The sequence below is a fragment of the Streptomyces sp. BA2 genome, assembly GCF_009769735.1.
Taxonomy (GTDB): Bacteria; Actinomycetota; Actinomycetes; order Streptomycetales; family Streptomycetaceae; genus Streptomyces.
In genome coordinates this window covers 3,677,671-3,702,319 of sequence record NZ_WSRO01000002.1, presented here as the reverse complement: position 1 = coordinate 3,702,319, position 24,649 = coordinate 3,677,671, and the positions used below count along the sequence as shown (strand labels likewise).

Sequence of the window (24,649 nt, the reverse complement as noted above, 5' to 3'; positions counted from 1 at the left end):
CGCAGTACTGATCGCGACTCACGCAACTCACTGCATCCCACTGCACCCGCAGTGCCGCGGCGCGCGCACGGCTCACGGAACCCCCACGTTTCCCCTGGAGCGGCAGCATGCGAAACAAGAAGTTGTACGCGGCCATGCTCGGCGCCACCACGGTCGGGGCCTTCGCGCTCTCGTCCGGTGGTGCGAGCAGTCACGGCTACACCGACCTGCCCGCAAGCCGCCAGATCAACTGTGCCAAGGGCACGGTGAGCGGCTGCGGTTCCATCCAGTACGAACCCCAGAGCGTCGAGGGCCCCAAAGGCTTCCCGGCGTCAGGGCCGGCCGACGGCAAGATCTGCTCGGCGGGCATCAGCGGCTTCGACACGCTCAACCAGCCGAAGGCACCGGGCGGCGGCGCCTGGCCGACGACCAGTGTCAGCGCCGGTCAGAACTACACCTTCCGCTGGCAGTTCACGGCACGCCACCGCACCACCGACTTCAAGTACTACATAACCAAGCAGGGATGGGACGAGAGCAAGCCGGTGACCCGTGCCGCCCTCGACACGACCCCGTTCCTCAACGTCCCCTACAACGGCCAGCAACCGCCCGCCACGCTCTCGCACTCCGGGACGATTCCCGGCGGCAGGAGCGGACACCACGTGATCGTCGCGGTGTGGACGGTCCACGACACGGCGAACGCGTTCTACGCCTGCTCCGACGTCAAGTTCTGAGCAGGGCTTGAGGCTCTGGCGCACTCCCCACGGGTAGGTTCCGCGTACGCCGTCCATGACCAGGGCGGCGTGCGCGGGGCAGTACCAGCGACAGCCATCGGGGGATGCAGTGGAGTTCATGTTCTACGCCGTGCCGGCGTTGATGTGCGTCGGGGTGATCGCGATGGCGGTCACGGTGATCAGCCGCTATGCGCAGGTGCGGCAGGCGTGGTCGAGCGGTCTGACGGCGGAGGCGCGCTGCCTGCGCACGTACACCACGACGAGCCGCCACAGCGACAGCAGCCGCATCAGCACCACGCTGCACCATGTCTACGAGTTCACTCCGCCCGCGGGCCGTCCCGTCCGGTTCGAGGAGGAGAACGGCCCCGCGACGACCATCGAGGGCGACATCGTCACCGTGTACTACACGGCGGATCGCCCCGAGAGGGCCACGGCGCACGCGCCGGACCCCGCCAAGGGTGCGGCGGCGATGATCGGCGTGCTCTGCTTCCTCGGCGTCGTGCTCGCCTTCTGTATTTTCTTCATGGCGACGGCGCACGACATGTTCGCTTCGGCCGACATGTTCGACTCGGGTGACCCGTTCGACTCGGGTGACCCGTTCGGCCCGGACGACGGCTTCGAGTCGGAGCTGCCCTAGTCCTGCCTCAAGGCCCTCCTCATCTGACGGGCCATCAATTATGGTTCGCGGCCATGAAGTCCACCGGGAGTACCGTCGCGGAACTCGTACAGGCGCGCTGGGGCGACCACCGCCCCGGCCTGCGCTTCGAGCGCCAGGAGCTGACTCACCACCAGGTCGCGGCGGGCGCGGCGGCGAGGGCGGCGCTTCTGGCCGATCTGCTGCCCAGAGGGGCCGAGCCGCACGTCGGCGTCCTGCTCGACAACACCCCTGAATATCCACTGTGGTTGAGCGCTGCCGCGCTGGCGGGAGCGGCGGTGGCGGGCATCAACCCCACGCGCAGGGGTGCGGAACTGGCCCGCGACATCGTGCACACCGACTGCCGGGTCCTGATCACGGAACGGGCGCACCTCGCGCTCCTGGACGGCCTCCAACTCCCGGGCGTACGCATCCTGGTGACGGACACGGATGCGTACGGGGAGCTGCTGGCCCCCTATGCGGGCGCGCATCCGGAGATAGCGAGGGCGGCGGTCCCTTCGAGCCGCATGCTGCTCTACTTCACTTCCGGCTCGACCGGGGCGCCCAAGGCGGCGATCTGCAGTCAGGGCCGGCTCGCGGCGGCGGGGCAGTCCCTGGTCACCCACTTCCGGCTCGGCCCTGACGGGGTCCACTACATCTGCATGCCCATGTTCCACGGCAACGCGGTGATCGCGGACTGGGCGCCCGCGCTCGCGGCCGGGGCGGGGGTGGCGCTGCGGCGGCGCTTCTCGGCTTCGGCGTTCCTGGACGACGTACGGGCTCATGGGGCCACGTACTTCACGTACGTGGGCAGGGCGGTGCAGTACATCCTGGCCACGCCTGAACGTCCCGACGACACGGAGAACCCGCTCCGGATGGGTTTCGGCACGGAGGCCGGGGCGGTGGACGCGGAGCGCTTCGAGAAGCGGTTCGGCGTGCGGCTGGTGGAGGGTTACGGCTCTTCGGAGGGCGGGGCGGCGATCCAGCGGACGCCGGGGACTCCGGCCGGGGCGATCGGGCGGGCGGCGCCGGGGGATGAGCTGGCGGTGGTGGATCCCGGCACGCGCGAGGAGTGCCCGTCCGCTGTCTTCGCGGCGGACGGGCGGCTGCTGAACGGCGAGGAGGCGATAGGGGAGTTGGTGAACAAGGGGCGCACACCGTTCGAGGGGTACTGGCGGAACTCCGACGCGGACGCGGCGCGGCTTCGGGACGGCTGGTACTGGACGGGGGATCTCTTCTACCGGGACGCGGAGGGGTTCCTCTACTTCGCGGGGCGTACGGATGACCGGCTCCGCGTGGACAGCGAGAACTTGGCGGCAGCGATGATCGAGAACATCCTCGCGCGGTGGGAGGGGGCCGCGGGGGTGGCGGTGTACGCGGTTCCTGACCCTGTGGCGGGGGATCAGGTGATGGCCGCGGTTTCCCTCCGGGAGGGGGTGGAGTTCGACCCCTTGGCCTTCGCGGAGTTCCTCCTCTCCCAGCCGGACCTGGGGACGAAGATGGCGCCGCGCTTCGTGCGGGTGGTGGAGCGGATGCCGGTTACGGCCACCAATAAGGTGGCCCGCTCTGCTTTGCGTCGGGAGGGGTTCCGCTGTGGGGGGTCTGTGTGGTGGCGCCCCGATGCTGGGGCGGGGGCCTATCACCGCCTCACGCCGGGGGCCGTGGCTGAACTGCTTGGCCAGTACCGGGCCCAGGGCCGCGAGGGGCTGCTGCCGGGGCTGCCGGGCTGAGCCCGTCTTCGCTGCCGAAAAGCCTCTCCCGCCCACCCGCCCGTTCACCCCGCGTCCGACCCTGGACGAACGAGCTTTCCCGCCCACCCACCCGATTGCCCCGCATACCGTGGCCCCATGGCCAGGGACAGTGTGTGGGTGGGGCTTCGGGGGCGGGCCTATCTGGGGAGTAGTGCGCCCTGGAGGGGCGTCGTGTACCTCCTCGGGGGTGTTCTCCTGGGGAGCTTCGTTCTCGTGGGTGGCGTTCTCGCCCTCGTACTCTGCGCTGCCCTCGCCCTCGTCCTCGTGGGGCTCCCCCTCCTTCCCCTCCTCGCCCTCACCGGCATCCCCGTCGCCGCCCTCGAACGCCGCCGCCTCCGCCTCGTCGACCCCGCGCCCCCCGCCCTCACACCCCACCGCACCCCCGAAGCCCCCGGCATCCCCGCCTGGTTCAAGCTGCGCGTCAAGGAGCAGGCCACCTGGCGCGAGCTCGCGTACACCGTCCTGCTCGCCCTCGTCCTGTGGCCCCTCGACCTCCTCGTGCTCGCCTGCACCGTCGGCGCTCCCGCCCTCCTCATCGGCGCCCCCGCCCAACTCGCCTTCGACGGCGGCGAGATACGTGCCGCCAAGTTGTGGCTCGTCAGTGACTATCCGCACGCCTTCGCCATCGCCCTCCTCGGGGTCGCCCTGCTCGCCCCGCTGCTCTATCCCCTCGGCGCCTACGCCTCCGCCCGAGCAGCCCTCGCCCACCTCCTCCTCGCGCCCCGCGAGGCCGAGTTGGCCACCCAGCTGGCAGAAGTGACCCGCTCCAGGGCCCGCCTGGTCGACGCCTTCGAAGCGGAACGGCGCCGCATCGAGCGGGACTTGCACGACGGGGCCCAGCAGCGGCTCGTCGCGCTGAGCATGACCCTGGGGCTCGCGAGACTCGACGCCGCCCCCGGCAGCCCCCTCGCGGACCGGCTCGCCACGGCCCACGACGAGGCGGGGAACGTCCTCACGGAACTGCGCGAGCTCATCCGCGGCATCCACCCCCAGGTGCTTGTCGACTACGGCCTTGCCGCCGCCATCGAAGACGCCGCCGACCGCTCCCCGATCCCCGTCGCCACCGACCTGGACGGCCTGCCCCGCCTCCCCGAACCCGTTGAGTCCGCCGGGTACTTCGCCACTCGGGAAGCACTTACCAACATCGCGCGTCACAGCAACGCGCCCCGCGCGCACATCAGGGCCCGCCACGAGCGGCAAGAAGCCCTCCGCATCGACGTGCGCGACGAGGGCGACGGCGGCGCGGACCCGGCCCGCGGCACCGGCCTGACCGGCCTGGCGGACCGGATCGCGGTGCTCGATGGCACACTGACGGTCACCAGCCCGCCCGGTGGCCCGACCGTACTGTCCGTGGAGATCCCGTGCCGAGCCCAGCACCCCCCGGCCCCCCTCAGCGACTGAGAATCGTCGTCGCCGAGGACAGCGTGCTGCTGCGCGAGGGACTCATCGGTCTGCTCGCCCGCTTCGGCCACGACGTACCGGCCGCGCTCGGTGACGCGGAAGGGCTGCGCGCCGCCGTCGAGGCGCACGAACCGGACCTCGTCCTCACCGACGTCCGCATGCCGCCCACTTTCCAGGACGAGGGCCTGCGCGCGGCCCTCGCCCTGCGCGCCGAACGGCCGAAGCTTCCGGTCCTGGTGCTCAGCCAGTACGTGCAACGTTCGTACGCCGCCGAGCTCCTGGACACCGGCGACGGCACCGGCGTCGGCTATCTGCTCAAGGACAGGGTGGGCCAGGTCGAGCAGTTCGCCGACGCGGTCACGCGGGTCGCGGACGGCGGCACGGTCGTGGACCCGGAAGTCGTACGCCAGTTGATCAGGCGCCGCCGCGACCCCCTCGAACAGCTCACGCCGCGCGAGCGCGAGGTGCTCGGCCTGGTGGCCGAGGGCAGGTCGAACGCGTCGATCGCCGCCGAACTCGTGGTCAGCGAGGCGGCGGTGGGCAAACACATCGGCAACATCCTCGGCAAACTGGACCTGCCGCCCGGAGACGGAACCCACCGCAGGGTGCTCGCGGTCCTTGCGTACCTGCGGGCCTGAGCCCGGAAGCGCTTGGCGGCGCCCGGAAGCATGCATCATGCACCGGCCACCGGTCCGGTCCATTACGATCCTGAACCATGAGCACGTCAGACCAGATACGGGCAGGCCTCACGCCGCGCCAGGCCCGGCGCATACGGATCGCCGCGGCCTCGGTGCTGATGGCCGCGGCGGCCGTAGTGCTCGCCGTACGCCTGGCGAGCCGGTCGTCCGTCCTGGTCGTGGGGGTGTACGGGCTGCTGCTCGTCCTCTGCGGCCTGGTGATCGAACTCAGCAGGCGCGGTCGGACCCGGCTCGGCAGCTATCTCCTCGCCGTCGGCCTGGTGGCCGCCCTGGTCATGGACTGGGTGGTGCTTGCCTGACCGCTTGGTCGACCGGTACGGGGCCGGCGGACGGAGCTTCCTCGCGGAGCCCGTACCGCTCATGGAGCTTCCGCATCCGCCGCGGCGCCCACCAGGCGCGGCGGCCGAGCAGCGTCATCGTCGCCGGGACGAGGAACATCCGCACCACGGTCGCGTCGATGAGCACCGCGAGCGTCAGGCCGAGCCCGATCTGCAGGATCGGTGAGAAGCCACCGGTCATGAAGCCGCCGAAGACGATCGCGAGCAGCAGCGCCGCACAGCTGACGACGCGGCCCGAGCGGCGCAGTCCCTCCACGACGGCGGCACGGTGGTCGCCGGTCTCCAGCCACGTCTCCCGCATCCGGGACAGGATGAACAGCTCGTAGTCCATGGCGAGCCCGAACGCGATCGCGATGATCAGCGGCGGCGCGGTCAGACTCAGCGCCCCGAGCTCCTCACCGCCGAGCAGCCCCGCGAGATGCCCGTCCTGGAACACCCACACGACGACGCCGAGCGCGGAGCCCAGGCTGAGCAGGGTGGTGGCGAGCGTACGCAGCGGGAGCAGCAGCGAGCCGGTGAAGGAGAAGAGCAGGACGAACAGGCCGGCCAGGACGGTGAGTACGGCCCAGGGCGCGCGCTCGGCGAGCATCGAGCGGAAGTCGACGAGGCTCGCGGCGTTGCCCGTGACCTGGATGGGCTCGTCGCCACGGAGGTCGCGCACCTGCTCCACGAGCCGGGTGGCGGTGGGGCCGTCGACCGAACCGTCCGGGGTCAGTTCGAGCAGGACCGTGCCGTCGGAGAGCCGCTCGCGGTCGGCCGCCCTGATCCCGGGCAGGGCCCGGATCTTGCCCTCGCAGTCGGGGTCGGAGCCCGACCCGATGAGCACCTGGACGGGGTCGGTGTCCGTCCCCGCCGGATAGTGCTCGCGCACGGTGTCGTACAGCTGCCGCGCCTCGGTGTCGTGCGGGAGCTGCCGGGCGTCCCCGATGTTGATCCGCATCCCGAAGGCGGGCAGCGCGAGGAGGGCGAGTACGGCTACGACGGCGGCGATCACGGCCAGGGGGCGCCGGGCGGAGAAGAGGGCGAGGCGGGCGAAGAAGGCGCCGGGTTCGGACGCGGTGCCGGACTTGCGTCGCCACCAAACCCCCTTACCTGTACGGTACTTGGCGCCCGAGGGCGCGATCTTCCCGCCGAACAGCGCGAGCAGCGCGGGCAGCAGCGTCAGGGCCGCCAGCATGTCGACGACGACCACCGCGCCGGCCGCGAGGCCCATGCTGCGCAGGAACGGGCTGGGGAACCAGACGAGCCCCGACAGGCTGATGGCCACCGTCAGGCCGGAGAACAGGACGGTGCGTCCGGCGCGGGCGACGGTCGCGTGCACCGCCTGCGCCACGTCGTCCGTCCTTCCTCGTTCCTCGCGGAAGCGGATCACCATCAGGAGCGCGTAGTCGACGGCGAGGCCGAGGCCCAGCATGGTGACGATCTGGACGGCGTAGACGGAGATCTCGGTGAACTGGCTGAAGCCGTAGAGGGTCAGGAAGGCACCGGCGACGCCGCTCACGGTGACCAGGAGCGGGAGCCCCGCGGCCCGCAGCCCGCCGAAGATGAGCAGGAGGACGACCAGCACGGCGGGCAGGGTGATCAACTCGGCCTGCGCCACATCCTCTTGGGCCCTGCCGCCCATCTGCTCACCGAGCAGCGGCCCGCCGCTCACCGCCACGTCACCGGCGGTGATCTCGCGGATGCGGTCGGCCGCGTCGCCGACGGCCTCTTCCTCGGCGTCGTCGTCGAGGCCGCCCTTGAGCGTGACCGGGATGAGCAGGGCCTTGCCGTCCTGGGCGACCAGGCCCCTGGTGGTGTACGGATCCGGCACCTGGGCGATGCCCGGATGCTTCCGTACGTCGGCCACCGCATCGCCCACCTGCGAGCGGATCTGCGGGGTGTCGACGGCGGGAGCCGACACGACGGCGCTGAAGTCGTCGCCGTCCGGGGTGAGTTCGGCGAGGCGTTCCTCGGCGACGACCGACTCGCTGCCGGGCACGTCTTCGACCGACGAGGTCAGGTCGCCGAAGACCCGGGTGCCGAAGCCGAGGCCCAGGACGAGGAGCAGAAGCCAGATGAGGACGACGGTCTTGGGGCGTTGGGTCGCTGTACGGGCGAGGGCGGCGAGCATGGCTGGCGCCTCCTTGGAGGATTCCGGGTTACCGCCCCTCAGAGTCGTCCTCGCCCGCCCGTGGCGGATCGCCGTGGTGGGTGGTCTTGCGGCCTCCCTCGCGTGGGCCAGGTCTCCGTCGCGCGGGGGAGTTTCAGCCTGTCCGGCGTTTGAGGACGAACTCGGCGAAGCCGGTGACTGACGGCGCGTGTAGGTCCGGTGCGCGTATACGACCGGGGCGCCCGCGCCAGGACCTAGCTCCCGGGAACCACGAGCCCCGTCTCGTACGCGCAGATGACCGCCTGCACCCGGTCCCGCAGCGCCAGCTTCGACAGGACGTTGCTGACATGCGTCTTCACCGTGTGCTCGCTGACCACGAACGACGCCGCGATCTCCGCGTTGGAGAGCCCCCGGGCAAGGAGCCGCAGCGTCTCCTCCTCGCGGGCCGTGAGCACCGCGAGGCGTTCGGAGGGCGACACGGCAGGCGCGTCGGCCTCCGTGCGGCGGCGCCGGACCACGTCCGCCACCAGGCGCCGCGTCACCGAGGGCGCGAGCAGGGAGTCCCCGGCCGCCACGACGCGCACCGCGTGCACCAGGTCGTCCCTGCGGACGTCCTTGAGCAGGAAGCCGCTCGCCCCCGCGTAGAGCGCCTCGTACACATACTCGTCGAGGTCGAACGTGGTGAGCATGACGACCCGGCAGCTGGACTGCGCGCACACCTGGCGGGCCGCCTCGATGCCGTCCATCCCCGGCATCCGGATGTCCAGGAGGATGACGTCGGGCGCGTGCCGGCGCACCGCTGCCACCGCCTCCGCGCCGTCACCCGCCTCCGCCACCACCTCGATGTCGGGCTGCGCCTCAAGGATCATGGAGAAGCCGCTGCGCACCAGCTCCTGATCGTCGGCGACCGCCACCCGGATGCTCATCCCCCAAGGATGCCGTGGGCAGCCGTACGGCGACACGGAATCCACCATCGGGTCCGTCACCGGCTTCGGCGGTGCCACCGCACGCGGCGGCGCGTTCATGGATGCCGACGAGGCCGTGACCCGCGCCGTCCGAGGCGGAGAGCCCGGTTCCGTCGTCCTGGACCAGAATGCTCAATTCGCTACCTGTCCAGCTGAGTTGAATGCTGACAGCGCTCGCCCCCGCGTGCTTCACACAGTTGGTCAGCGCCTCCTGGACGATGCGGTACGCGGCCACCTCGACGTCGGGGGCCAGCGGGAGAGGACGGCCTTCCTCCCTCAACTCCACGCGCGGACCCGTGCGTTCGACCAGCGCGGCGAGTGCCGGGAGCGCCGCGAGCGTCGGCTGCGGCACGCGTCCGCCGTCCGGGGGCGACGACTCCCTCAGTACGCCCAGGATCCGCCGCAACTGCTCCATCGCGTCGCGTCCCGCACCGGCGATCGCGTCGAACGCCCCCACCGCGCGGTCGGGGTCGCTGCGGACGACCACGGGGCCCGCCTCCGCCTGGACCACCATCAGGCTCACCGCGTGGGCGAGGATGTCGTGCATGTCGCGGGCGATCCTGGACCGCTCCTGGCTGACCGCTCGCGCCGTCTCGGTGGCGCGCTCCCGCTCCAGGCGCCGGGCCCGGTCCTCCAGGGCCGCGGTGTACGCGCGCTGCACACGGGCGAAGGCTCCGAGGGCGTACGCGCTGATGAGGCTGAGCAGGTGGAAAGGGTACTCGTACGGCTCCGCGTGCTCCTTGAAGGCCATCGTGACGGCGGCCCCCGTCAGCCACCCGGCGAGCATGACGCGCCGTTTCAGCGGGGTGCTCAGGGCGGCCACGGTGTAGAGGGCGACCATGCCGCCGAAGCAGACGTCGGGCGGCGGCCGGTGGTAGAGCGCCATGGCGGGCGTGAAGAAGGCGATCACGGCGGCGCAGGCGAAAGGCGCGAGGCGCCGCCAGATCAGCGGCACCGCGGTACCGGCGCCGAGGGCGAACCCGGCGGCGCTCAGCTCGTCGCCCCCCTCGTCGGGGAACAGGAACTGGAGCGACACGGCGAACAGCACCAGGGCGGCGAGAGCGGTGTCCACGACGTAGGGGTGGGTGGTGCGCAGCCGGGACAGCGCGGGGAAGGGACGTCGCATCGGGCGGCTCCTCGGGGCAGGAGGGCCGTGCCAGTATCGCGGCGGCCCCGCGGCGCTGTCCTCACCGGTGCGGGGGATATACGGAACGAAGGGGTATGCGGAACGAGAGAAGCCCCTCGCTTCCGCGAGGGGCTTCTCTCTGTCTGTGCGCCGCCAGGGACTCGAACCCCGGACCCGCTGATTAAGAGTCAGCTGCTCTAACCAACTGAGCTAGCGGCGCCTGCTGACTCGAAAATAATACCTGGTCCCGGAGGGTGCTCCGGACCGGCCGTGAGGTGTGCCTAGATCGCCAGCGAGAGCAGTACCGGCGCCGCCCCGCGGTTGAGCGTCTGGGCCGCCTCCCGGAGCCGGTGCGCGTGCTCCACCGGCAGGGAGAGCGCCAGGCAGCCGACCGCGGAGCCCGCGGTGATGGGGACGGCGGCGCAGACCGTGCCGACCGCGTACTCCTGGAGGTCGAGGACCGGGACCGTGGCGGGCTGGGCGGCGAGGCGGTTCAGGAGGACCCGCTCGTTCGTGATCGTCCGCGAGGTGAGGCGGGCCATCTTGTGGCGGGAGAGGTGATCCCTGCGGCCGTTCAGGTCGAGCTGGGTCAGCAGGCTCTTGCCGACCGCGCTGGCGTGCGCGGAGGAGCGGAAGTCCACCCACTCGTTGACCTTGGGGGTGCGGGGGCCGTCCGCGAAGTCGGTGATCTTGATTTCGCCGTCCTCGTACCGGCTGATGTAGACGGCGGCGCCGATCGAGTCGCGCAGGCCGTCGAGCGTCACCCTGAGCTTGTCCCGCAGGGCCTGGTCACGGCGGTGGGCCGAGCCGAGGCGGGTGAGGGATTCGCCGGTCACGTACGCACCGTCGGCGACCTGCTTGACGTATGCCTCGCGGCGCAGCATGCGCAGCAGGGGGGCGAGCTGGGGTGCGGGCAGTTTGGTCTGCCGGGCGAGCTCGACGTCGGTGACGCCGCCCTCGTGCCTGGCGACGATTTCGAGCACTCGCAGGGCGCTCTGCACAGAGTGCTGCGGCGTCGTCGGCTCGTGCTTCAGCGCCACGGCTTCCCCCTGCGTGGAACGGTTCCGGACAGCTGGGCTCCGTCCCACGATAGCCGCCAAGAGGTCGATATGGAGCGGCTGTTGACGAGATTGGCGGCGCGCCCCGGCTCTGTCAGCAGGAACGCGCCACCCTGGCATATGCCAGCGTCACCACCCAAGGCCATAGCCTGCGTGATTACGGAACGCGGTCACAGGACTGCGCTGAGGAACTCCCGGGTCCGCTCGTGCTCCGGCTCCGTGAAGATCTTCTCCGGCGTCCCGGCCTCGATGACCCGGCCCGAGTCGAACATCAGGACCTGGTCCGAAATGTCACGGGCGAAGTTCATCTCGTGGGTCACGCACAGCATCGTGATGTCCGTGGTGTGCGCGATGTCCCTGAGGACGTCGAGGACGCCCGCCACCAGCTCGGGGTCGAGCGCGGACGTGACCTCGTCCAGGAGCAGCACCTGCGGACGCATCGCCAGGGCGCGCGCGATGGCCACGCGCTGCTGCTGGCCGCCGGAGAGCTGCGTCGGGTAGGCGTCGCAGCGGTCCCCGAGGCCGACCAGGTCGAGCAGCTCGCGCGCCCGCTGCTCCGCCTCGTCCTTGGGCAGGCCGAGGACGTTGACCGGCGCCTCCATGATGTTGCGCAGGACCTTCATGTTCGGGAAGAGGTTGAACTGCTGGAAGACCATCCCGATGTTCTTGCGGACCTCGCGGATGTGCTTCTCGCCCGCCGGGACGAGCTTGCCGTTCTTCTCCTCGTGCATGAGGTAGTTGCCGCCCACCTTGATGGTGCCCTGATCGGGCTTCACCAGGGTCATCAGGAGGCGCAGGATCGTGGTCTTGCCGGAGCCGGACGGGCCGATCAGGGTGACGTGCTTGCCGGAGTCCACGGAGAAGTCCAGCTCGTCGAGGACGGTGTTCGAGCCGTAGCGCTTGACCACCTTGTCGAAGCGGATCAGCTCGCTGCCGTCCACGGCCGGGTTGGGGATTTCCTGGGAAGTGCTGCTGTCAGCGGACAAGACGACGCTCCAAAACTCGCAGAAGAAGAGAGGCCGGGTAGGCGATGACGATGAAGGCGACGCCGACGATGCTGATGGCCTCGTAGGTGAAGGTCGCCTGGCTGTACCCCTGGGCCTGGCCCAGCATGTCGAGCGCGCCGATGGCAGCCATCTGCGGCGACTCCTTCAGCATGACGATCACGTAGTTGCCGAGCGCGGGGACCACCCGGCGCACGGCCTGCGGCAGGATCACAGCGGTCCAGGTGCGCTGCTTGGTGAGGCTGAGCGCGGTGGCCGCCTCCCACTGCCCTTCCGGGACACCCTCGATGCCCGCCCGGTACACCTCGGAGGTGTACGTCGAGTAGTGCAGACCGAGCCCGACGATGCCCGTGACGAGCGGCGACATGGACGGGCCCCACTCCGGCACCACGTAGAAGAGGAAGAACAGCTGGACCAGCAGCGGAGTGTTCCGGATGAACTCGGTGAACACCGTCACCGGCCAGCGGATCCATTTCTTCTCCGACCGCTGCGCGATGGCCCAGACCATGCCGAGCGAGAAGGCGATCAGGGTGCCGAAGAACAGCGCCTTGAGCGTGATCCACACGCCGTCCCAGAAGAGGGGCATGAAGTCATCGACGTTCTGCCAATCCCAGTTCACTTGGCACCCCCCGCGCCGGTGACGACGTCGATCGACGACTTGGAGCGGATCCCGCTGAACAGGCCCAGCTTCTCGGGAGCCTGCCCCACGCCCTTCTTGGCGTGCCGCTCAAGGAGCCGCATGCCGCGCGTGAGGATGAACGCGAACACGAAGTAGAGCGCGAGCAACAGCGTGTAGATCGGCCCACTTTCGGTCGTGACGAGACGGAGCAGATCGCCGGCGAAGGTCATGTCGGCCACCGCGATGAGGGAGACGAGGGACGTGCCCTTGAGCAGCTCGATCAGCAGGTTGTTGAAGGGCGGCAGCATCTCGGGCCAGGCCTGCGGCAGTTCGATGCGGCGCAGCCGCTGCAGCGGCGTGAAGTTCAGGGCGATGCCCGCCTCGCGCTGCGCCTGCGGCACCGCGGCGAGCGCGCCGCGCACGATCTCGGAGGCGTACGCCCCGTAGGTGATGCCCAGGGCGATGACACCCGCGAAAAGCGGCTCGAAGCTGATCTGGAACAGCGCGGGCACCGTGAACGCGATCCAGAACATGAAGACCAGCGACGAGGTGCTGCGGAAGATCTCGAAGTACGTTCCGGCCAGGAAGCGCACGATCCAGAGACGGGACGTGCGGAGCACCCCGATGGGGAAGGCGATCACGAAGGCGAGGGCCGCGCTGAGGACGGTGACCTGCACGGTGATCCAGACGCCGGGCAGGAACCAGTTCTCGAGGAACTGTGACGACATCATCAGGAGGCTCCCTTCACAGGGGGGCACAACTTCTCGGCCGTCAGATCGGTCATCTCGGTCTCGGTGAACCCGAACGGCTTGACGATCCTGAGCAGTTCACCGCTCTCCTTGAGCTTGTGCAGCTCCTTGTTGAAGGCGTCCCGCAGGTTCTTCTCGTACAGCCTGAAGGCGAAACCACCCGCTCCGTAGGCCGGTTCGCCGTCGATGATCGGCTGGAAGGGCTTCGTCGCCTCCACCCGCGGATTGCCCTTGACCACGTCGCGCACGGTGACCGCGGTCCCGGCGAAAGCGTCGACCCGGCCGAGCGCGACGGCGTCGGCGCCCGCCACCTGGTCGGGCACCACGAGGACGGATTTCACGCCGTTCGCCTCGGCGGTGGCGATCTGCGCGTAGGCCGTACCGCTCGCCAGCTTCAGGCCCTTCTTGGCGATGTCCTCATATTTCTTGATGCCGTGCGGATTGCCCTTCTTCACGATGAAGGAGTCGAGCATCAGGTAGTCGGGGTCGGAGAACAGCACCCGCTCGCAGCGCGTCGGGTTGATGTACATGCCCGCCGAGACCACGTCGAACTGCCGGGCCTGGGTCAACCCGGGGATCAGCGCACCGAACTTGGTGGGCACCGCCTTGACCCTGGGCACACCGAGGCGAGGGAAGATCACCTTGGCGATTTCCGGTGCCTCGCCGGTCACCTCGCCGTTCTTGTCGATGTACCCGAACGGGACCTCGCCCGCGACACCGATCCTGACCTCGCCGGTGTCACGCAGCCGGTCCAGCAGATCTCCGCCCTCGACCTTCCCTTCCTCAGGCACCCGGCTGCAGGCCGCGCCCCCGAATACGCCCAGTGCCGCCACGCCCGCTCCGGTGAGCAGAGAGCGGCGGCGGACTGCTTTGCCGATGAATCCCTCGTTGTTCCCAAGTGGTGGAGCCATGGGCGCGCGGCTACCCGACTCGACACAAGATATGCGGGCCAATTTCAGCCCCTGATGCAATCGTTGTCCTCTTGACCCAGGGAGGAGCATGGGACACATGGCAGACCGATTCATCGAAGTCTCCCTCGCCAAGCGGGGAGTTCAGTGCACGGCAAAGCTGCTCGACGACCGGGCCCCGTTGACCTGTGCGGCGGTGTGGGAGGCGCTTCCGCTCAGCGAGGACGTCTATCACGCGAAGTACGCCCGCAATGAGATCTACGCCCTCTTTCCGGCTTTCGCGGACCGCGAGCCGCCCCTGGAGAACCCGACAGTCACCCCCATTCCCGGCGACCTCTGCTATTTCTCCTTCAACGGGACACAGCTGGGCACGCAGGCCTATGGGTACGAACCGGCCGCGGACGTCAAGGCGGGCGCCACGGTCGTGGACCTCGCCCTCTTCTACGAGCGCAACAACCTGCTGCTCAACGGAGACGTGGGCTGGGTCCCCGGCATCGTCTGGGGCCAGGTGGTCGACGGCCTCGACCGGATGGCCGAGGCCTGCAACGACCTGTGGCGCGGCGGCGCGCAGGGCGAGACGCTGAATTTCCGCAGAGCGTAGCTCCCGCCTGCGGGTTCAGACAGCGGCGGGCGGCGCGATCCCCGCGCTGCCCGCCTCGTACAGCGCGTGCGCGGCCCGCAGGACGAGTACGTCCGCGTGCCGCGCCGCCACGATCTGCACCCCGATGGGCAGCCCATCGCCGTCCACCCCGCAGGGGACGGTCGCGGCCGGCTGCTGCGTCATGTTGAAGGGGTACGTGAAAGGCGTCCATCCCGTCCACCGACGATGGCCGGAACCTTTCGGTACCTCCGCCCCCGCCTCGAACGCGGTGATCGGCAACGTCGGAGTGACCAGAAGGTCGTACGTCTGGTGGAAGCGGCCCATGCGACGGCCGAGCTCCATGCGTACGTCAACTGCGGCAAGGTAGTCGAGCGCGCTGTACCGTGCGCCCTGCGCACAGATCTCGCGCAGCCCCGGGTCGAGCAACTCCCGCCGGTCGGGCGGCAGATGCTGGGTCACCCGCGCGGCGCCGCTGAACCACAGCGTGTGGAAGGCCTCCACCGGATCCGTGAAGTCCGGGTCGGTCTCCTCGACGTACGCACCCTGCGCCGCGAGGGCCTCCACCGCATGCCGCACCGCGGCGGCGACCGCGGGCCGCACCGCGACCTGGCCGCCGAGCGAGGGCGAGTACGCGATGCGCAGGCCGCGTACGCCGCCTGCGATACCCGCCCGGAAGCCGTCCGTCACCGGGCCGAGCTGCGACCAGTCGCGCGTGTCGGGGCCGCTGATGACGTCCATCAGGAGCGCCGCGTCCGCCGCGTCCCGCGTCATGGGCCCGACGTGCGCCAGCGTGCCGAACGCGGACGCGGGGTACAGCGGCACCCTGCCGTACGTCGGCTTCAGCGCGAAGATCCCGCAGAAGGCACCCGGGATCCGCACCGAGCCGCCGCCGTCCGTGCCGAGCGACACCGGCGCCGCGCCGAGCGCCACGGCCGCCGCGCTGCCGCCGCTGGATCCGCCCGCGGTGCGCGAGGTGTCGTACGGATTGCGTGTGATCCCGCTCAGCGGGCTGTCCGTGACGCCCTTCCAGCCGAACTCGGGCGTAGTCGTCTTGCCGATGAACACCGCGCCGTGCTCACGGAGCCGCGCCACCGACGGCGCGTCCTCGTCCCAAGTCCCTTCCGTGCTGACGGCCTTCGAGCCCCGCAGCGTCGGGCCGCCCCGCTGCAGCAGGATGTCCTTGACCGAGACCGGAACCCCCTCAAGGAGACCGCGCGGCTCACCGCGCCGCCACAGCTCGGCGCTCGACTCGGCCTGCGCGAGGGCCTCGTCGGCGTCGACGCGCACGAAGGCGTTCACCGCGGGCTGCACCTCCTCGGCCCTGCGCAGCGCCGCCCGTGTCGCGTCGACCGGACTGAATTCGCCCTTGCGATAGGCCTCGACGAGTTGTACCGCGGTGAGATCCGTGAGCTCGGTCATGCACGCTCCTCAGGGGGTGGGACGTGACTTTCGGCAGTGATCAACTCCCGGGTACATACCCGCGTTTCTTGTCGACCACGTTGGAAAGAGGCCGCCCGGCGGCCCACTCCTCGTACAACTCCACGAACTGCGCGCCCAGTTCATCGCGCCAGCCCACCGTGTCGCCGCTCATGTGCGGGGAGACGAGGAGACCCGGCGCCGTCCACAGCGGGCTGTCCGCCGGCAGCGGCTCGTGCTCGAAGACGTCGAGCGCCGCGCCCGCGATCCACCGCTTCGACAGGGCGGCCGCGAGATCGTCCTCCACGACGAGCGCGCCGCGCCCGATGTTGATGAAGCGCGCCGACGGCTGCATCATCCCGAAGCGCCGCTCGTCGAACATGCCGCGCGTGTCGTCCGTGAGGGGCGCCGCGCACACCACCCAGTCGGCGCGCGCCATCAGCCGGTCGAGTTCGTCCGGGCCGTGGACGCCGTTCCGCGCGCTGCGCCCCACCAGGGCGGTGATGATCCCGAGCCCCTTCAGCATGCGGACGATGGCGTGTCCGATCGGCCCCGAACCCACGACACACGCGCGCGTACGGGCGACTCGCTGGGTCTCGCGGTGCTGCCAGGCGCGCTCGCCCTGGAGCTGGAGGGTGCGCGGCAGGTCCTTGGCCATGGCGAGGACGAGAGCGGCCACGTACTCGGCGATCGGCTGGTCGAAGACGCCGCGGGCGTTGGTGACCAGCGTGTCGGACTCGGCGAGCTCCGGGCACATGAGGCGGTCCACGCCCGCGCTCGCGGTGTGCACCCAGCGGGGCCGCGGCCCCTCGCCCGGCCAGGCGAGCCGCACCGCGTCCGAGAGGAAGTCCCATACGAGGAGCACATCGGCGTGGGGGAGTTGGGCCGCCAGGGTGTCCGCGTCCGCGTGCAGGATCCGGGCGCGCCCGGTGAGGCTGCCGAGGCGGGGTGCCGGAGCTGGGGACGGGGCATCAAGGACAAGAACGGTTGGTTCGGACATCGCGCCGGGCGTCGGATCAGACGTTGATTCGGACATCGAGGAGAAACCGTTTCGCAATGAGAGTCCGCTTCCCTGAGTTGTGTCGGCCAGAGCCGTCTGAGATGCGCGGATTGACCACGCTCGCACCTGAAACTACCTTCGTCAACAGAGGTGCTCTATCACAAGCACCCCACGGCTGAGTACTCTCCGTACGAGGTCATAGCACGCTCTGTAGCGCTTTCTTGGCGCCTTCTGCCCCGTCCCGACGTCCCGGCGCGTCGCCGGCACCGCATCTCCCGGCCCCCGGCCGGTCCCTCCACTGCACGCACGCACGAACTTGGGGCCTGCTCATGGACGTCTCCTTCCTCGGCGGACCACACCCTCAACGAGGTGTGGGTGTCGTCGCCCCTTTCGACTTCGCCCTCGACCGGGAGCTCTGGCGCTGGGTGCCCGACGAGGTCTCCCTCCACCTGACGCGCACCCCGTACGTGCCCGTCGAGGTAAGCCTTGACCTGGCACGACTCGTCAGCGAGCACGAAACGCTCGGCGAGGCGGTGCGAGCGCTGAGCGCCGCCGAACCCGAAGTCCTCGCGTACGCCTGCACTTCGGGAAGCTTCGTCGGCGGCATCGCGGGCGAGCGCGCGATGTGCGAGGCCATGACCCGCGAGGGCGCGGTCTCCGCCGTCACCACCTCGGGCGCGCTGCTCGAAGCGCTCGACGATCTGGGCGCGCGGCGCATCGCGCTCGTCACGCCCTACACCTGGTCGGTGACCCAGTCCCTGGAGCACTACCTGGGCGAATCGGGTGTGTCCGTCACCGGGCGCGCCTACCTGGGCCTGACCAGGCACATCTGGAAGGTTCCCTACAAGGACGTGGCGGAGATGGCGCGGCGGGCGGTGCTCGGCGGGGCCGACGCGCTCTTCATCAGCTGCACCAATCTCGCGACGTACGACGTCATTCCGCAGCTGGAGGCCGAGCTGCGGATGCCGGTGATCTCCGCGAACCAGGTGACGATGTGGTCCGCCCTGCGCCGTCTGGGTACGCATGCGGTAGGGCCCTACCAGGCGCTGATCAATCCGAGTGCGAGGCCGGGCGCGGGTCCGGTCGCCTCGCCGGGCGAGCTGCCCGGCGTCGTACCGCTCGATCCGCCCCAGGGTCTGCCCGAAGGACCACCAACGCTGCCTTGAAGGAGGCTGGAAGTGACCGCACTTGGTTTCCTCTATCCGGGTCACTCGGCTGAGGACGACTACCCCCGCATGGAGCAGATGCTGGGGAGTGACGTCCGGCTGCAGGTCGTCCACACCGACATCGGCGAGGACGCGCACCGGGTCGACGCCCTCCTGGAGATGGGGTCGCCGAAACGGCTCGCCGCCGGGGTCGAGGAGCTGCGCCTGTCCGGCGCGGAGGCCGTGGTGTGGGCGTGCACCAGCGCGAGCTTCGTCTTCGGCTGGGAGGGGGCGCACGACCAGGTCCGCGCCCTGGCCCGGTCGGCGGGCCTGCCGGCGTCCAGTACGTCCTTCGCGTTCGCCCACGCGGCACGTGAGGTGGGGGCGGGCAGGGTCGCGGTCGCCGCGACGTATCCGGAGGACGTGGCGGGGCTCTTCGCCTCGTTCCTGAAGGCGTCCGGCGTGGAGGTCGTGTCGACGCAGGGGAACGGCATCATCACGGCGGCGGAGGTGGGTACGTGGGGGTGGCAGGAGGTCAGGGCCATGGCCCACGCGGGCGACCACCCCGACGCGGAGGCGCTCCTGCTCCCCGACACGGCGCTGCACACGGCGGCGTACGTGAAGGACCTGGAGCAGGACCTGGGCAAGCCGGTCCTGACGGCGAACCAGGTCACGGTCTGGGAAGCCCTGCGCCTGGCCTCCCGCCGGGTAAACGCACCCTCGCTGGGCGCCCTGTTCACCAAGGAGCCGGTGGTACAGGCCCGGGACTAGGGTCCGGCTCGGGGGGTGCGGCTGTTCGCTGGTCGCTGCGGGGCAATCGGGTGGGTGGGCGGGAAAGGCCTGTTTCGGCAAGGACCAGCCGCGGGGCGAAAAATCACACCCAGGCAGCCCCGCGCCCCGCGCCCCGCACCCCTACGGGAATAAAGCGGAGCCCGCCTCCTGTTGCACGGCGGAGTAGGAGAAACGCACCGCGCAGCAGGAGGCAGGACCCCCGTGACAGTGGACCCGAGCGACGACATTCGCGGTGAGCGGTACGGCAGCGCGCCGGTTCCGCTCTCCGTCCTTGACCTGGTGACCGTGGGTGCGGGGCGGACCGCCAGCGATGCCCTGAAGAAGAGCGTGGAGATCGCCAAGCTGGCGGAGGGGCGGGGCTACCACCGCTACTGGGTGGCCGAGCACCACTCCATGCCGGGAGTGGCCTCCTCCTCCCCGGCGGTCATCCTCGCCCACCTCGCCGCCCACACGGAGCGGATCCGCCTCGGCTCGGGCGGCGTCATGCTCCCCAACCACGCCCCCCTCGTCATCGCGGAGCAGTTCGGCACCCTGGAGGCCATGGCCCCGGGCCGCGTCGACCTGGGCCTGGGGCGCGCCCCGGGCACGGACGGCGCGACCGCCGCCGCCCTGCGCAGGACGGACCGTCTGAACGAAGGCGCCGACGACTTCCCGCAGCAGCTCGCCGAGCTGACCCGCTTCCTGGACGACGACTTTCCCGACGGGCACCCGTACGGCCGCATCCACGCCGTCCCCGGCCCGATCCAGGCCACCTCACCCGGCGGCGTACAGTCCCCGCACCGCCCGCCCCTGTGGCTGCTCGGCTCCTCCGGGTTCAGCGCCCGCCTCGCGGGAGTCCTCGGCCTGCCCTTCGCCTTCGCGCACCACTTCTCCGCGCAGAACACGATCCCGGCCCTCGACCTCTACCGCGAGTCCTTCAAGCCTTCCGCCGTTCTCGATGCTCCCTATGCCCTCATCGGCGTCTCGGCGTTGGCCACCGATGACGAGAACGAAGCCCGGCGTCAAGTCCTCGCCGCCGCACTGAACATGGTCCGGCTGCGCACCGGAAAGCCGGGGCTCGTCCCGACCCCCGAGGAAGCCGAGGCGTACGAATTCAGTGAGCTGGAGCGGGAGTTCGTCAACAGCTGGAACTCCAACGTCATCCACGGCACCGCCGACCAGGTCCGCACCGGCCTCGACGACCTCGCCAAGCGCACCGGCGCCGACGAGATGATGCTCACGGCCAACGCGCACAGCGGCGAAGTGCGCCTTCGCTCCTACGAGTTGATCGCGGACGCCTACGGGCTCCCCGCCGCGTAGCGGTCAAGCGGCTCAACCGGCCGCGAGCAGAGCGGAGATACGATCCGGCGCCACCGGGCGGGAGTACAGCCACCCCTGCCCGGTGTCGCACCCGATCCGCCGCAGCCGCGCCGCCTGGGACGTGGTCTCCACGCACTCGGCGGTGACGGTCAGGCCGAGCCGGTGCGCGAGTTGCACCAGGGCTTCGACGATGACCTCGTCGGCGGGGTTGATGTGTGCCTCGCCCGCTTCCGCGTCGTACTGGAAGCCGCGTACGAAGGAGCCGTCCAGTTTGAGGACGGAGACCGGTAGCCGGCTCAGGTACGCGAGGTTCGAGTACCCCGTGCCGAAGTCGTCGATGGCGATCCGCACCCCCATGTCGCTGAGCGACTGGAGTGCCTGCAGCGGCCGGCCCGCCGAGCCCATCACCGCCGACTCGGTGAGCTCCAACTGGAGCAGTTCGGGGGAGAGTCCGGTCTCGGCGAGGATCTCCGCGACGTCGGCCACCAGGTCCGAGTCCCACACCTGGCGCACCGCGACGTTGACGCTCACGAAGACCGGCGGCCGCTCCGGGTGGTCCAGCTGCCACTGCCGGGCCTGGCGGCACGCCGTCCGCAGCACCCAGCGGCCCAGCTGCACGATCGAACCGTCCTCCTCCGCCAATCCGATGAACCGATTCGGCGTAAGCAGGCCGAAGCGCGGATGCTGCCACCGCACCAGTGCCTCGACCCCGCGCACTCCGCCGTCCTCAAGGCGCACCAACGGCTGGTAGTCCAGGAGGAATTCGCCTCGCTCGACGGCCGGGCGCAGCGAACTCGACAGCGTCTGGCGGGTCATGCGGTGGGCGTTGCGCTCAGGGTCGAAGAGCGTCCAGCGTGCCTTGCCGTCCGACTTCGCCCAGTACAGCGTCGTGTCGGCCGCCTGCATCAGGCAGGTCGTCGTCGTCCCTGCCGCGCGCCGCTCCACCACGCCGATCGACGCCGAGACGGAGAGCCGCTGGCCCGACAGGTCGAAGGGGTCCTGCAGCGCCTTGAGCGCCGCGTCGGCGAGGTCGGCCAGCTGGTCCGTGCCCGTCGAGTCCTCCACGAGCAGCGCGAACTCGTCGCCGCCGAGCCGCGCGACCAGCGGCGCCGCGGTCCTGCCGTGCCCGGCCTCGTCGGCGCACCGCGTGAGCCGCTCCGCGACGGCCGCGAGCAGCCGGTCGCCGACCCGGTGGCCGAGGGTGTCGTTGACCGCCTTGAACCCGTCGAGGTCCAGATAGCAGAGCCCGATCCGTCCGGTGCCCGTGTCGTCGTACGCACCCGCTTCGAGCGCGGCGGCGAGGCGTTCGAAGAACAGGCTGCGGTTGGGGAGCCGGGTCACGGGGTCGTGCATCTGCAGATGCCGCAGCCGGGCCTGGAGCTCGCGGCGTGCGCTGATGTCGGTGGCGGCGAGCAGCACCGTGCGTCCGCCGGGCATCGGCGAGACGGTGACCTGGACCCACAGCGAGTGCCCGTCGGGGTGTTTCAGGCGCCGGGTGCAGCGCAGCTTCGCCTGCCGGCCGCGGAGCACCTCGCGGTACGCGTGCCAGGTGCGTGCGTCCGACGCCAGGTCCACCAGATCGGCGGCGAGACGTCCCGCGAGCTCGTCCGGGGTCGCGCCGAGCAGCTCGGCGAGCGCGTCGTTGGCATCGACGACGAGGCCCTCGCCGTCCACGACGCCGAGGGCGAGAGGGGCGGCGGCGAATGCGGCTCGGTGGTCGGGCCGCTGCCCCGGATGGCGACGCTCCGTAGTGGGCGCCCTGGCGAGGTCGGGTGCTGTGACCGCTGTGGGCGCTTGGCCTTCAGACGTTCCGTTCACCACTTGCTCCCGCAGTGCAGTTGTTCGGCGAGGCCGGGCCCGCGCAGGAAAGTGTGCCGATCATAGGGGCTGGCCCGAGGGCGCATCCAGCCACGGAGCGGCGCCGCGTGGCGGGCACGCAGGGCATAGGACAGGCGCATGCCCGGTACGGATGTGGCACCCACCAGGCGGTAGATCGTTTCTGCTCGCCCGCTTACTGCTTCCTTTACGCCTCAATCTGCCCGGCGACAACTTGTGACGTTCCGTGAGCACTCCGGGAGTGGCGCGTCACCCGGCTGGCTCAGACAAACAGGGCGTATTTCCCGAAAGCGTCACAGGGTGGGTGGGATGCCCCGTAATCCGCATCCGGAGGTGGACGTGCCGCGTCAGCTACCCCCCTGGGGACTCACCCGTGGAGGGGAGAGACCCCGGTTGCGCAGCACGGCCGCCGCCCTTACGTCCCTGACCGCACTCGCCGCCACGGGGCTCGTCGCGGGCCCCGCGATCGCCCAGACCTCGGTCCCCTGCGCGCTCCAGCGCACCCCGGCACATCACTCGGAGGGCCTGGACACCTGGAACGGCGCCTATCCGCGCCCCGACAGGGCCCTCGACGCGGTGATGGTCTTCCTCTCCTTCCCCGACTCCCCGCCCCGGACCGCCCCCGAGGAACTGGCGGCCGACTACTTCCCCGCCACCAGCCAGTTCTTCGACCGTGCCTCCTACGGCAGGTTCGCCCTACGCCCGCACCCGCGGCGCGAGTGGGTCGAGATGCCGGACGACTCCACCTCGTACGCCATACAGCGCGACTGGAACGCTTCGCGGCGCAGCGCCTACCTTCGGGACGCTGTGGCCGCCACCGATCCGCACGTCGACTTCTCGCGGTACGACGTCGTCTACTTCGTCGCCGACCCGGACGCGCCCGGGGTCAACTCGGACGCGACGAAGGTCGTCAACTTCGACCGGCCGATGCGGGCCGACGGCGCGGAGATCAAGCGCATCGTCACCGTCTTCGAGCGGCATCCGCCGGACCGCAACGTCCTCGCCCACGAGACCGGCCACGTCTTCGACCTGCCCGACCTCTACCACCGGCCGACGGACGGCAAGGGCGACTGGGACACGCACGTCGGCGACTGGGACGTCATGGGCAGCCAGTTCGGGCTCTCCCCCGACCTCTTCGGCTGGCACAAGTGGAAGCTCGGCTGGCTGGACCAGCGGCAGGTGGCGTGTGTGGACGGCGAGGGGCGGCGGCTGACCCTGGAGCCGCTGTCGACGCGGCCGGCGCGCGGGGGCGTCGGCGGCACCAAGCTGGCGGTCGTGCGCACGGGCCACGGCAGCGCGATCGCCTTCGAGGCGCGCGGCGCGGAGGGCAACGACCGGGAGACGTGCAGCGAGGGGGTGCTCGTCTATCGCGTACGCAATGAGGCGCCGTCCGGAGGTGGCCCGGTCGAGGTCCTCGACGCCCACCCGGACTCGGAGGCGTGCTGGGGCGACTCGGTGTATCCGCCGCTCGCGGACGCGCCGGTGGGGGAGGGGGAGAGCTTCACGGTGCCGGACGAGGACGTGCGCGTCGAGGTCGAGGGGCGGACGGCTTCGGGGGCGTGGACGGTGAAGGTGGCGGTGGGCTGAGGTCCACGGCATGCGGCCGAGCGTGAAAGAAGTCCACGGCATGTGGCCGAGCATGAAAGAAGCCCCCCGCTTGCGCGAGGGGCTTCTTTCTGTCTGTGCGCCGCCAGGGACTCGAACCCCGGACCCGCTGATTAAGAGTCAGCTGCTCTAACCAACTGAGCTAGCGGCGCCTGCTGACGTCGTAGACCTTAGCACCCTGATCGCCGCCAGGAAAAATCGATATACGGACCGTGGAGCCGGCCGCCGCGCGGGCCGCGCGGACGCAGGCCCAGAGCGCTACCTCGGGCCCGGGAAGCCAGGGGTGCCGGGCATCGGGGGCCACCAGCCAGCGCGATTCGAGGTGCCCTTCGAGGCGGCCGGAGGGCGAGGCGTCCCGCTTCCCCGCGGTGATCGGCGGCACCGTCACGGCGTCCCCCATGCCGTGGCAGAGGACGCCCGGCACGGCCCGGCCCCATTCCTCCCACTCGAGGAGCGAGGGCAGTCGCTGAGCGGTCCCGGGGGCGGCGAAGAGCAGCATGCGGCCGCGGTGCGCGGCTACGGGGCCCGAGCCGGGGCCTTCCTCCCATAAGCGGTCGAGCATCCGCCGGCCGAAGACCGCGGGGACGCTCACCACGTCGAAGACGGAGCCGCAGGGGAGGACGGCGGGGGCGGTGGGGCGACTGCGCCAGTGGGCGAGGGTGCTGCGCGGATACGTTTCCGCAGAGGCGAGCCAGGCGGCTCCCTCGGTGGTGACGTCGGAGATGTCCTGGACGTCGGCGGGGGCGGGATCCGGGTGAAGGCGCGTGGGGCTCATGGCGACTACATCTACCGGTAGTGAGGGTTCCATTTCTGAGAGTTGCCAGAAATCGGGACAACGATGGGTGGGAGGGAGTACCTTGCCCTCGTGGCATATGCCCCGTGATCTTCTCTTATCGGTCGTT

General features: G+C 70.5%; 23 protein-coding genes and 2 tRNA genes. 11 read left to right on the top strand and 14 right to left on the bottom strand.

Going from position 1 to position 24,649, the window contains the following annotated elements:
• Nucleotides 1-107 precede the first annotated feature (107 nt).
• The 6 genes from E5671_RS19310 to E5671_RS19285 all read left to right on the top strand — a co-directional run bounded on the left by E5671_RS19310 (nt 108) and on the right by E5671_RS19285 (nt 5,493).
• On the top strand, nt 108-710 hold the full coding sequence (locus E5671_RS19310; protein WP_160505213.1) for a lytic polysaccharide monooxygenase auxiliary activity family 9 protein: 603 nt from the start codon (nt 108-110) through the stop codon (nt 708-710).
• 118 nt (nt 711-828) lie between these two features.
• Nucleotides 829-1,347 (top strand): DUF3592 domain-containing protein, encoded by a 519-nt coding sequence (locus E5671_RS19305; protein WP_237330195.1) that lies wholly within the window; start codon nt 829-831, stop codon nt 1,345-1,347.
• A 53-nt stretch (nt 1,348-1,400) separates the two neighbouring features.
• The gene (locus E5671_RS19300; protein ID WP_160505211.1) at nt 1,401-3,074 is read left to right on the top strand and encodes a long-chain-fatty-acid--CoA ligase; all 1,674 of its coding nucleotides are present in this window, start codon (nt 1,401-1,403) and stop codon (nt 3,072-3,074) included.
• 117 nt (nt 3,075-3,191) lie between these two features.
• Complete coding sequence (locus tag E5671_RS19295; protein WP_160505210.1) at nt 3,192-4,496, top strand: sensor histidine kinase; 1,305 nt, start codon at nt 3,192-3,194, stop codon at nt 4,494-4,496.
• Nucleotides 4,457-5,134, top strand: coding sequence for a response regulator transcription factor (locus E5671_RS19290; RefSeq protein WP_336605786.1), 678 nt, complete (start codon nt 4,457-4,459; stop codon nt 5,132-5,134). The genes E5671_RS19295 and E5671_RS19290 overlap by 40 nt, the downstream gene beginning before the upstream one ends.
• A 77-nt stretch (nt 5,135-5,211) precedes the next feature.
• Complete coding sequence (locus tag E5671_RS19285; protein ID WP_160505209.1) at nt 5,212-5,493, top strand: hypothetical protein; 282 nt, start codon at nt 5,212-5,214, stop codon at nt 5,491-5,493.
• On the opposite strand, the gene E5671_RS19280 is transcribed toward E5671_RS19285, so the two are convergent.
• From E5671_RS19280 to ehuB, 9 genes are all read right to left on the bottom strand, one after another.
• The gene (locus E5671_RS19280) at nt 5,468-7,645 is read right to left on the bottom strand and encodes an MMPL family transporter (RefSeq protein ID WP_160505208.1); all 2,178 of its coding nucleotides are present in this window, start codon (nt 7,643-7,645) and stop codon (nt 5,468-5,470) included. The genes E5671_RS19285 and E5671_RS19280 overlap by 26 nt on opposite strands.
• Before the next feature lie 233 nt (nt 7,646-7,878).
• On the bottom strand, nt 7,879-8,550 hold the full coding sequence (locus E5671_RS19275) for a response regulator (RefSeq protein ID WP_160505207.1): 672 nt from the start codon (nt 8,548-8,550) through the stop codon (nt 7,879-7,881).
• Nucleotides 8,483-9,715 (bottom strand): sensor histidine kinase, encoded by a 1,233-nt coding sequence (locus E5671_RS19270; protein ID WP_160505206.1) that lies wholly within the window; start codon nt 9,713-9,715, stop codon nt 8,483-8,485. The genes E5671_RS19275 and E5671_RS19270 overlap by 68 nt, the downstream gene beginning before the upstream one ends.
• A gap of 146 nt (nt 9,716-9,861) precedes the next feature.
• Nucleotides 9,862-9,935, bottom strand: a tRNA-Lys gene (locus E5671_RS19265).
• A 61-nt stretch (nt 9,936-9,996) separates the two neighbouring features.
• Complete coding sequence (locus E5671_RS19260) at nt 9,997-10,755, bottom strand: IclR family transcriptional regulator domain-containing protein (RefSeq protein WP_160505205.1); 759 nt, start codon at nt 10,753-10,755, stop codon at nt 9,997-9,999.
• Between the two features lie 188 nt (nt 10,756-10,943).
• Nucleotides 10,944-11,714 (bottom strand): ectoine/hydroxyectoine ABC transporter ATP-binding protein EhuA, encoded by a 771-nt coding sequence (ehuA, locus tag E5671_RS19255; protein ID WP_443032792.1) that lies wholly within the window; start codon nt 11,712-11,714, stop codon nt 10,944-10,946.
• 34 nt (nt 11,715-11,748) lie between these two features.
• Nucleotides 11,749-12,396 (bottom strand): ectoine/hydroxyectoine ABC transporter permease subunit EhuD, encoded by a 648-nt coding sequence (gene ehuD, locus E5671_RS19250; protein ID WP_160505203.1) that lies wholly within the window; start codon nt 12,394-12,396, stop codon nt 11,749-11,751.
• Nucleotides 12,393-13,127, bottom strand: a complete 735-nt coding sequence (ehuC, locus tag E5671_RS19245) for an ectoine/hydroxyectoine ABC transporter permease subunit EhuC (protein ID WP_443032655.1) — start codon at nt 13,125-13,127, stop codon at nt 12,393-12,395. The genes ehuD and ehuC overlap by 4 nt, the downstream gene beginning before the upstream one ends.
• Entirely contained in the window at nt 13,127-14,056 is a 930-nt protein-coding gene (gene ehuB / locus E5671_RS19240) for an ectoine/hydroxyectoine ABC transporter substrate-binding protein EhuB (protein ID WP_160505202.1), read from the bottom strand. Before ehuB ends, ehuC begins: the two co-directional genes overlap by 1 nt.
• A gap of 97 nt (nt 14,057-14,153) precedes the next feature.
• On the opposite strand from ehuB, the gene E5671_RS19235 reads away from it, so the two are divergent.
• Complete coding sequence (locus E5671_RS19235; RefSeq protein ID WP_160505201.1) at nt 14,154-14,654, top strand: DUF3830 family protein; 501 nt, start codon at nt 14,154-14,156, stop codon at nt 14,652-14,654.
• Between the two features lie 15 nt (nt 14,655-14,669).
• Here the strand turns inward: E5671_RS19235 and E5671_RS19230 are convergent, their stop codons facing one another.
• A complete protein-coding gene (locus tag E5671_RS19230; protein WP_160505200.1) occupies nt 14,670-16,073 on the bottom strand; it encodes an amidase in 1,404 nt (467 codons plus the stop codon).
• 40 nt (nt 16,074-16,113) lie between these two features.
• The gene (locus tag E5671_RS19225; RefSeq protein ID WP_237330194.1) at nt 16,114-17,070 is read right to left on the bottom strand and encodes a D-2-hydroxyacid dehydrogenase; all 957 of its coding nucleotides are present in this window, start codon (nt 17,068-17,070) and stop codon (nt 16,114-16,116) included.
• Nucleotides 17,071-17,399: 329 nt separating this feature from the next.
• On the opposite strand from E5671_RS19225, the gene E5671_RS19220 reads away from it, so the two are divergent.
• The 3 genes from E5671_RS19220 to E5671_RS19210 all read left to right on the top strand — a co-directional run bounded on the left by E5671_RS19220 (nt 17,400) and on the right by E5671_RS19210 (nt 20,306).
• Nucleotides 17,400-18,236, top strand: coding sequence for a maleate cis-trans isomerase family protein (locus E5671_RS19220; RefSeq protein ID WP_160505198.1), 837 nt, complete (start codon nt 17,400-17,402; stop codon nt 18,234-18,236).
• A gap of 12 nt (nt 18,237-18,248) precedes the next feature.
• Entirely contained in the window at nt 18,249-18,986 is a 738-nt protein-coding gene (locus E5671_RS19215) for an aspartate/glutamate racemase family protein (protein WP_160505197.1), read from the top strand.
• 222 nt (nt 18,987-19,208) lie between these two features.
• Nucleotides 19,209-20,306 carry an MsnO8 family LLM class oxidoreductase gene (locus E5671_RS19210; protein WP_160505196.1) on the top strand — a complete coding sequence of 366 codons (1,098 nt, stop codon included), beginning with the start codon at nt 19,209-19,211 and terminating at the stop codon, nt 20,304-20,306.
• A 12-nt stretch (nt 20,307-20,318) separates the two neighbouring features.
• On the opposite strand, the gene E5671_RS19205 is transcribed toward E5671_RS19210, so the two are convergent.
• Nucleotides 20,319-22,124: an EAL domain-containing protein gene (locus E5671_RS19205; protein ID WP_160505195.1), complete on the bottom strand. Its 1,806-nt coding sequence runs from the start codon at nt 22,122-22,124 to the stop codon at nt 20,319-20,321.
• Between the two features lie 327 nt (nt 22,125-22,451).
• Here E5671_RS19205 and E5671_RS19200 point away from each other — a divergent pair, with 327 nt between their 5' ends.
• The gene (locus E5671_RS19200) at nt 22,452-23,729 is read left to right on the top strand and encodes a M6 family metalloprotease domain-containing protein (protein WP_160505194.1); all 1,278 of its coding nucleotides are present in this window, start codon (nt 22,452-22,454) and stop codon (nt 23,727-23,729) included.
• A gap of 96 nt (nt 23,730-23,825) precedes the next feature.
• On the opposite strand, the gene E5671_RS19195 is transcribed toward E5671_RS19200, so the two are convergent.
• Nucleotides 23,826-23,899, bottom strand: a tRNA-Lys gene (locus E5671_RS19195).
• Nucleotides 23,890-24,522 (bottom strand): bifunctional DNA primase/polymerase, encoded by a 633-nt coding sequence (locus tag E5671_RS19190; protein WP_160505193.1) that lies wholly within the window; start codon nt 24,520-24,522, stop codon nt 23,890-23,892. Before E5671_RS19190 ends, E5671_RS19195 begins: the two co-directional genes overlap by 10 nt.
• Between the last annotated feature and the right edge of the window lie 127 nt (nt 24,523-24,649).

What these genes read in the sequence shown, in the direction of transcription:
- E5671_RS19310 (WP_160505213.1), top strand. Translation starts at nt 108, where the DNA reads ATGCGAAACAAGAAGTTGTACGCGGCCATGCTCGGCGCCACCACGGTC.
- E5671_RS19305 (WP_237330195.1), top strand. Translation starts at nt 829, where the DNA reads ATGTTCTACGCCGTGCCGGCGTTGATGTGCGTCGGGGTGATCGCGATG.
- E5671_RS19300 (WP_160505211.1), top strand. Translation starts at nt 1,401, where the DNA reads ATGAAGTCCACCGGGAGTACCGTCGCGGAACTCGTACAGGCGCGCTGG.
- E5671_RS19295 (WP_160505210.1), top strand. Translation starts at nt 3,192, where the DNA reads ATGGCCAGGGACAGTGTGTGGGTGGGGCTTCGGGGGCGGGCCTATCTG.
- E5671_RS19285 (WP_160505209.1), top strand. Translation starts at nt 5,212, where the DNA reads ATGAGCACGTCAGACCAGATACGGGCAGGCCTCACGCCGCGCCAGGCC.
- E5671_RS19280 (WP_160505208.1), bottom strand. Translation starts at nt 7,645, where the DNA reads ATGCTCGCCGCCCTCGCCCGTACAGCGACCCAACGCCCCAAGACCGTC.
- E5671_RS19275 (WP_160505207.1), bottom strand. Translation starts at nt 8,550, where the DNA reads ATGAGCATCCGGGTGGCGGTCGCCGACGATCAGGAGCTGGTGCGCAGC.
- E5671_RS19270 (WP_160505206.1), bottom strand. Translation starts at nt 9,715, where the DNA reads ATGCGACGTCCCTTCCCCGCGCTGTCCCGGCTGCGCACCACCCACCCC.
- ehuC (WP_443032655.1), bottom strand. Translation starts at nt 13,127, where the DNA reads ATGATGTCGTCACAGTTCCTCGAGAACTGGTTCCTGCCCGGCGTCTGG.
- ehuB (WP_160505202.1), bottom strand. Translation starts at nt 14,056, where the DNA reads ATGGCTCCACCACTTGGGAACAACGAGGGATTCATCGGCAAAGCAGTC.
- E5671_RS19235 (WP_160505201.1), top strand. Translation starts at nt 14,154, where the DNA reads ATGGCAGACCGATTCATCGAAGTCTCCCTCGCCAAGCGGGGAGTTCAG.
- E5671_RS19230 (WP_160505200.1), bottom strand. Translation starts at nt 16,073, where the DNA reads ATGACCGAGCTCACGGATCTCACCGCGGTACAACTCGTCGAGGCCTAT.
- E5671_RS19225 (WP_237330194.1), bottom strand. Translation starts at nt 17,070, where the DNA reads ATGTCCGAACCAACCGTTCTTGTCCTTGATGCCCCGTCCCCAGCTCCG.
- E5671_RS19220 (WP_160505198.1), top strand. Translation starts at nt 17,400, where the DNA reads ATGGACGTCTCCTTCCTCGGCGGACCACACCCTCAACGAGGTGTGGGT.
- E5671_RS19200 (WP_160505194.1), top strand. Translation starts at nt 22,452, where the DNA reads ATGCCCCGTAATCCGCATCCGGAGGTGGACGTGCCGCGTCAGCTACCC.
- E5671_RS19190 (WP_160505193.1), bottom strand. Translation starts at nt 24,522, where the DNA reads ATGAGCCCCACGCGCCTTCACCCGGATCCCGCCCCCGCCGACGTCCAG.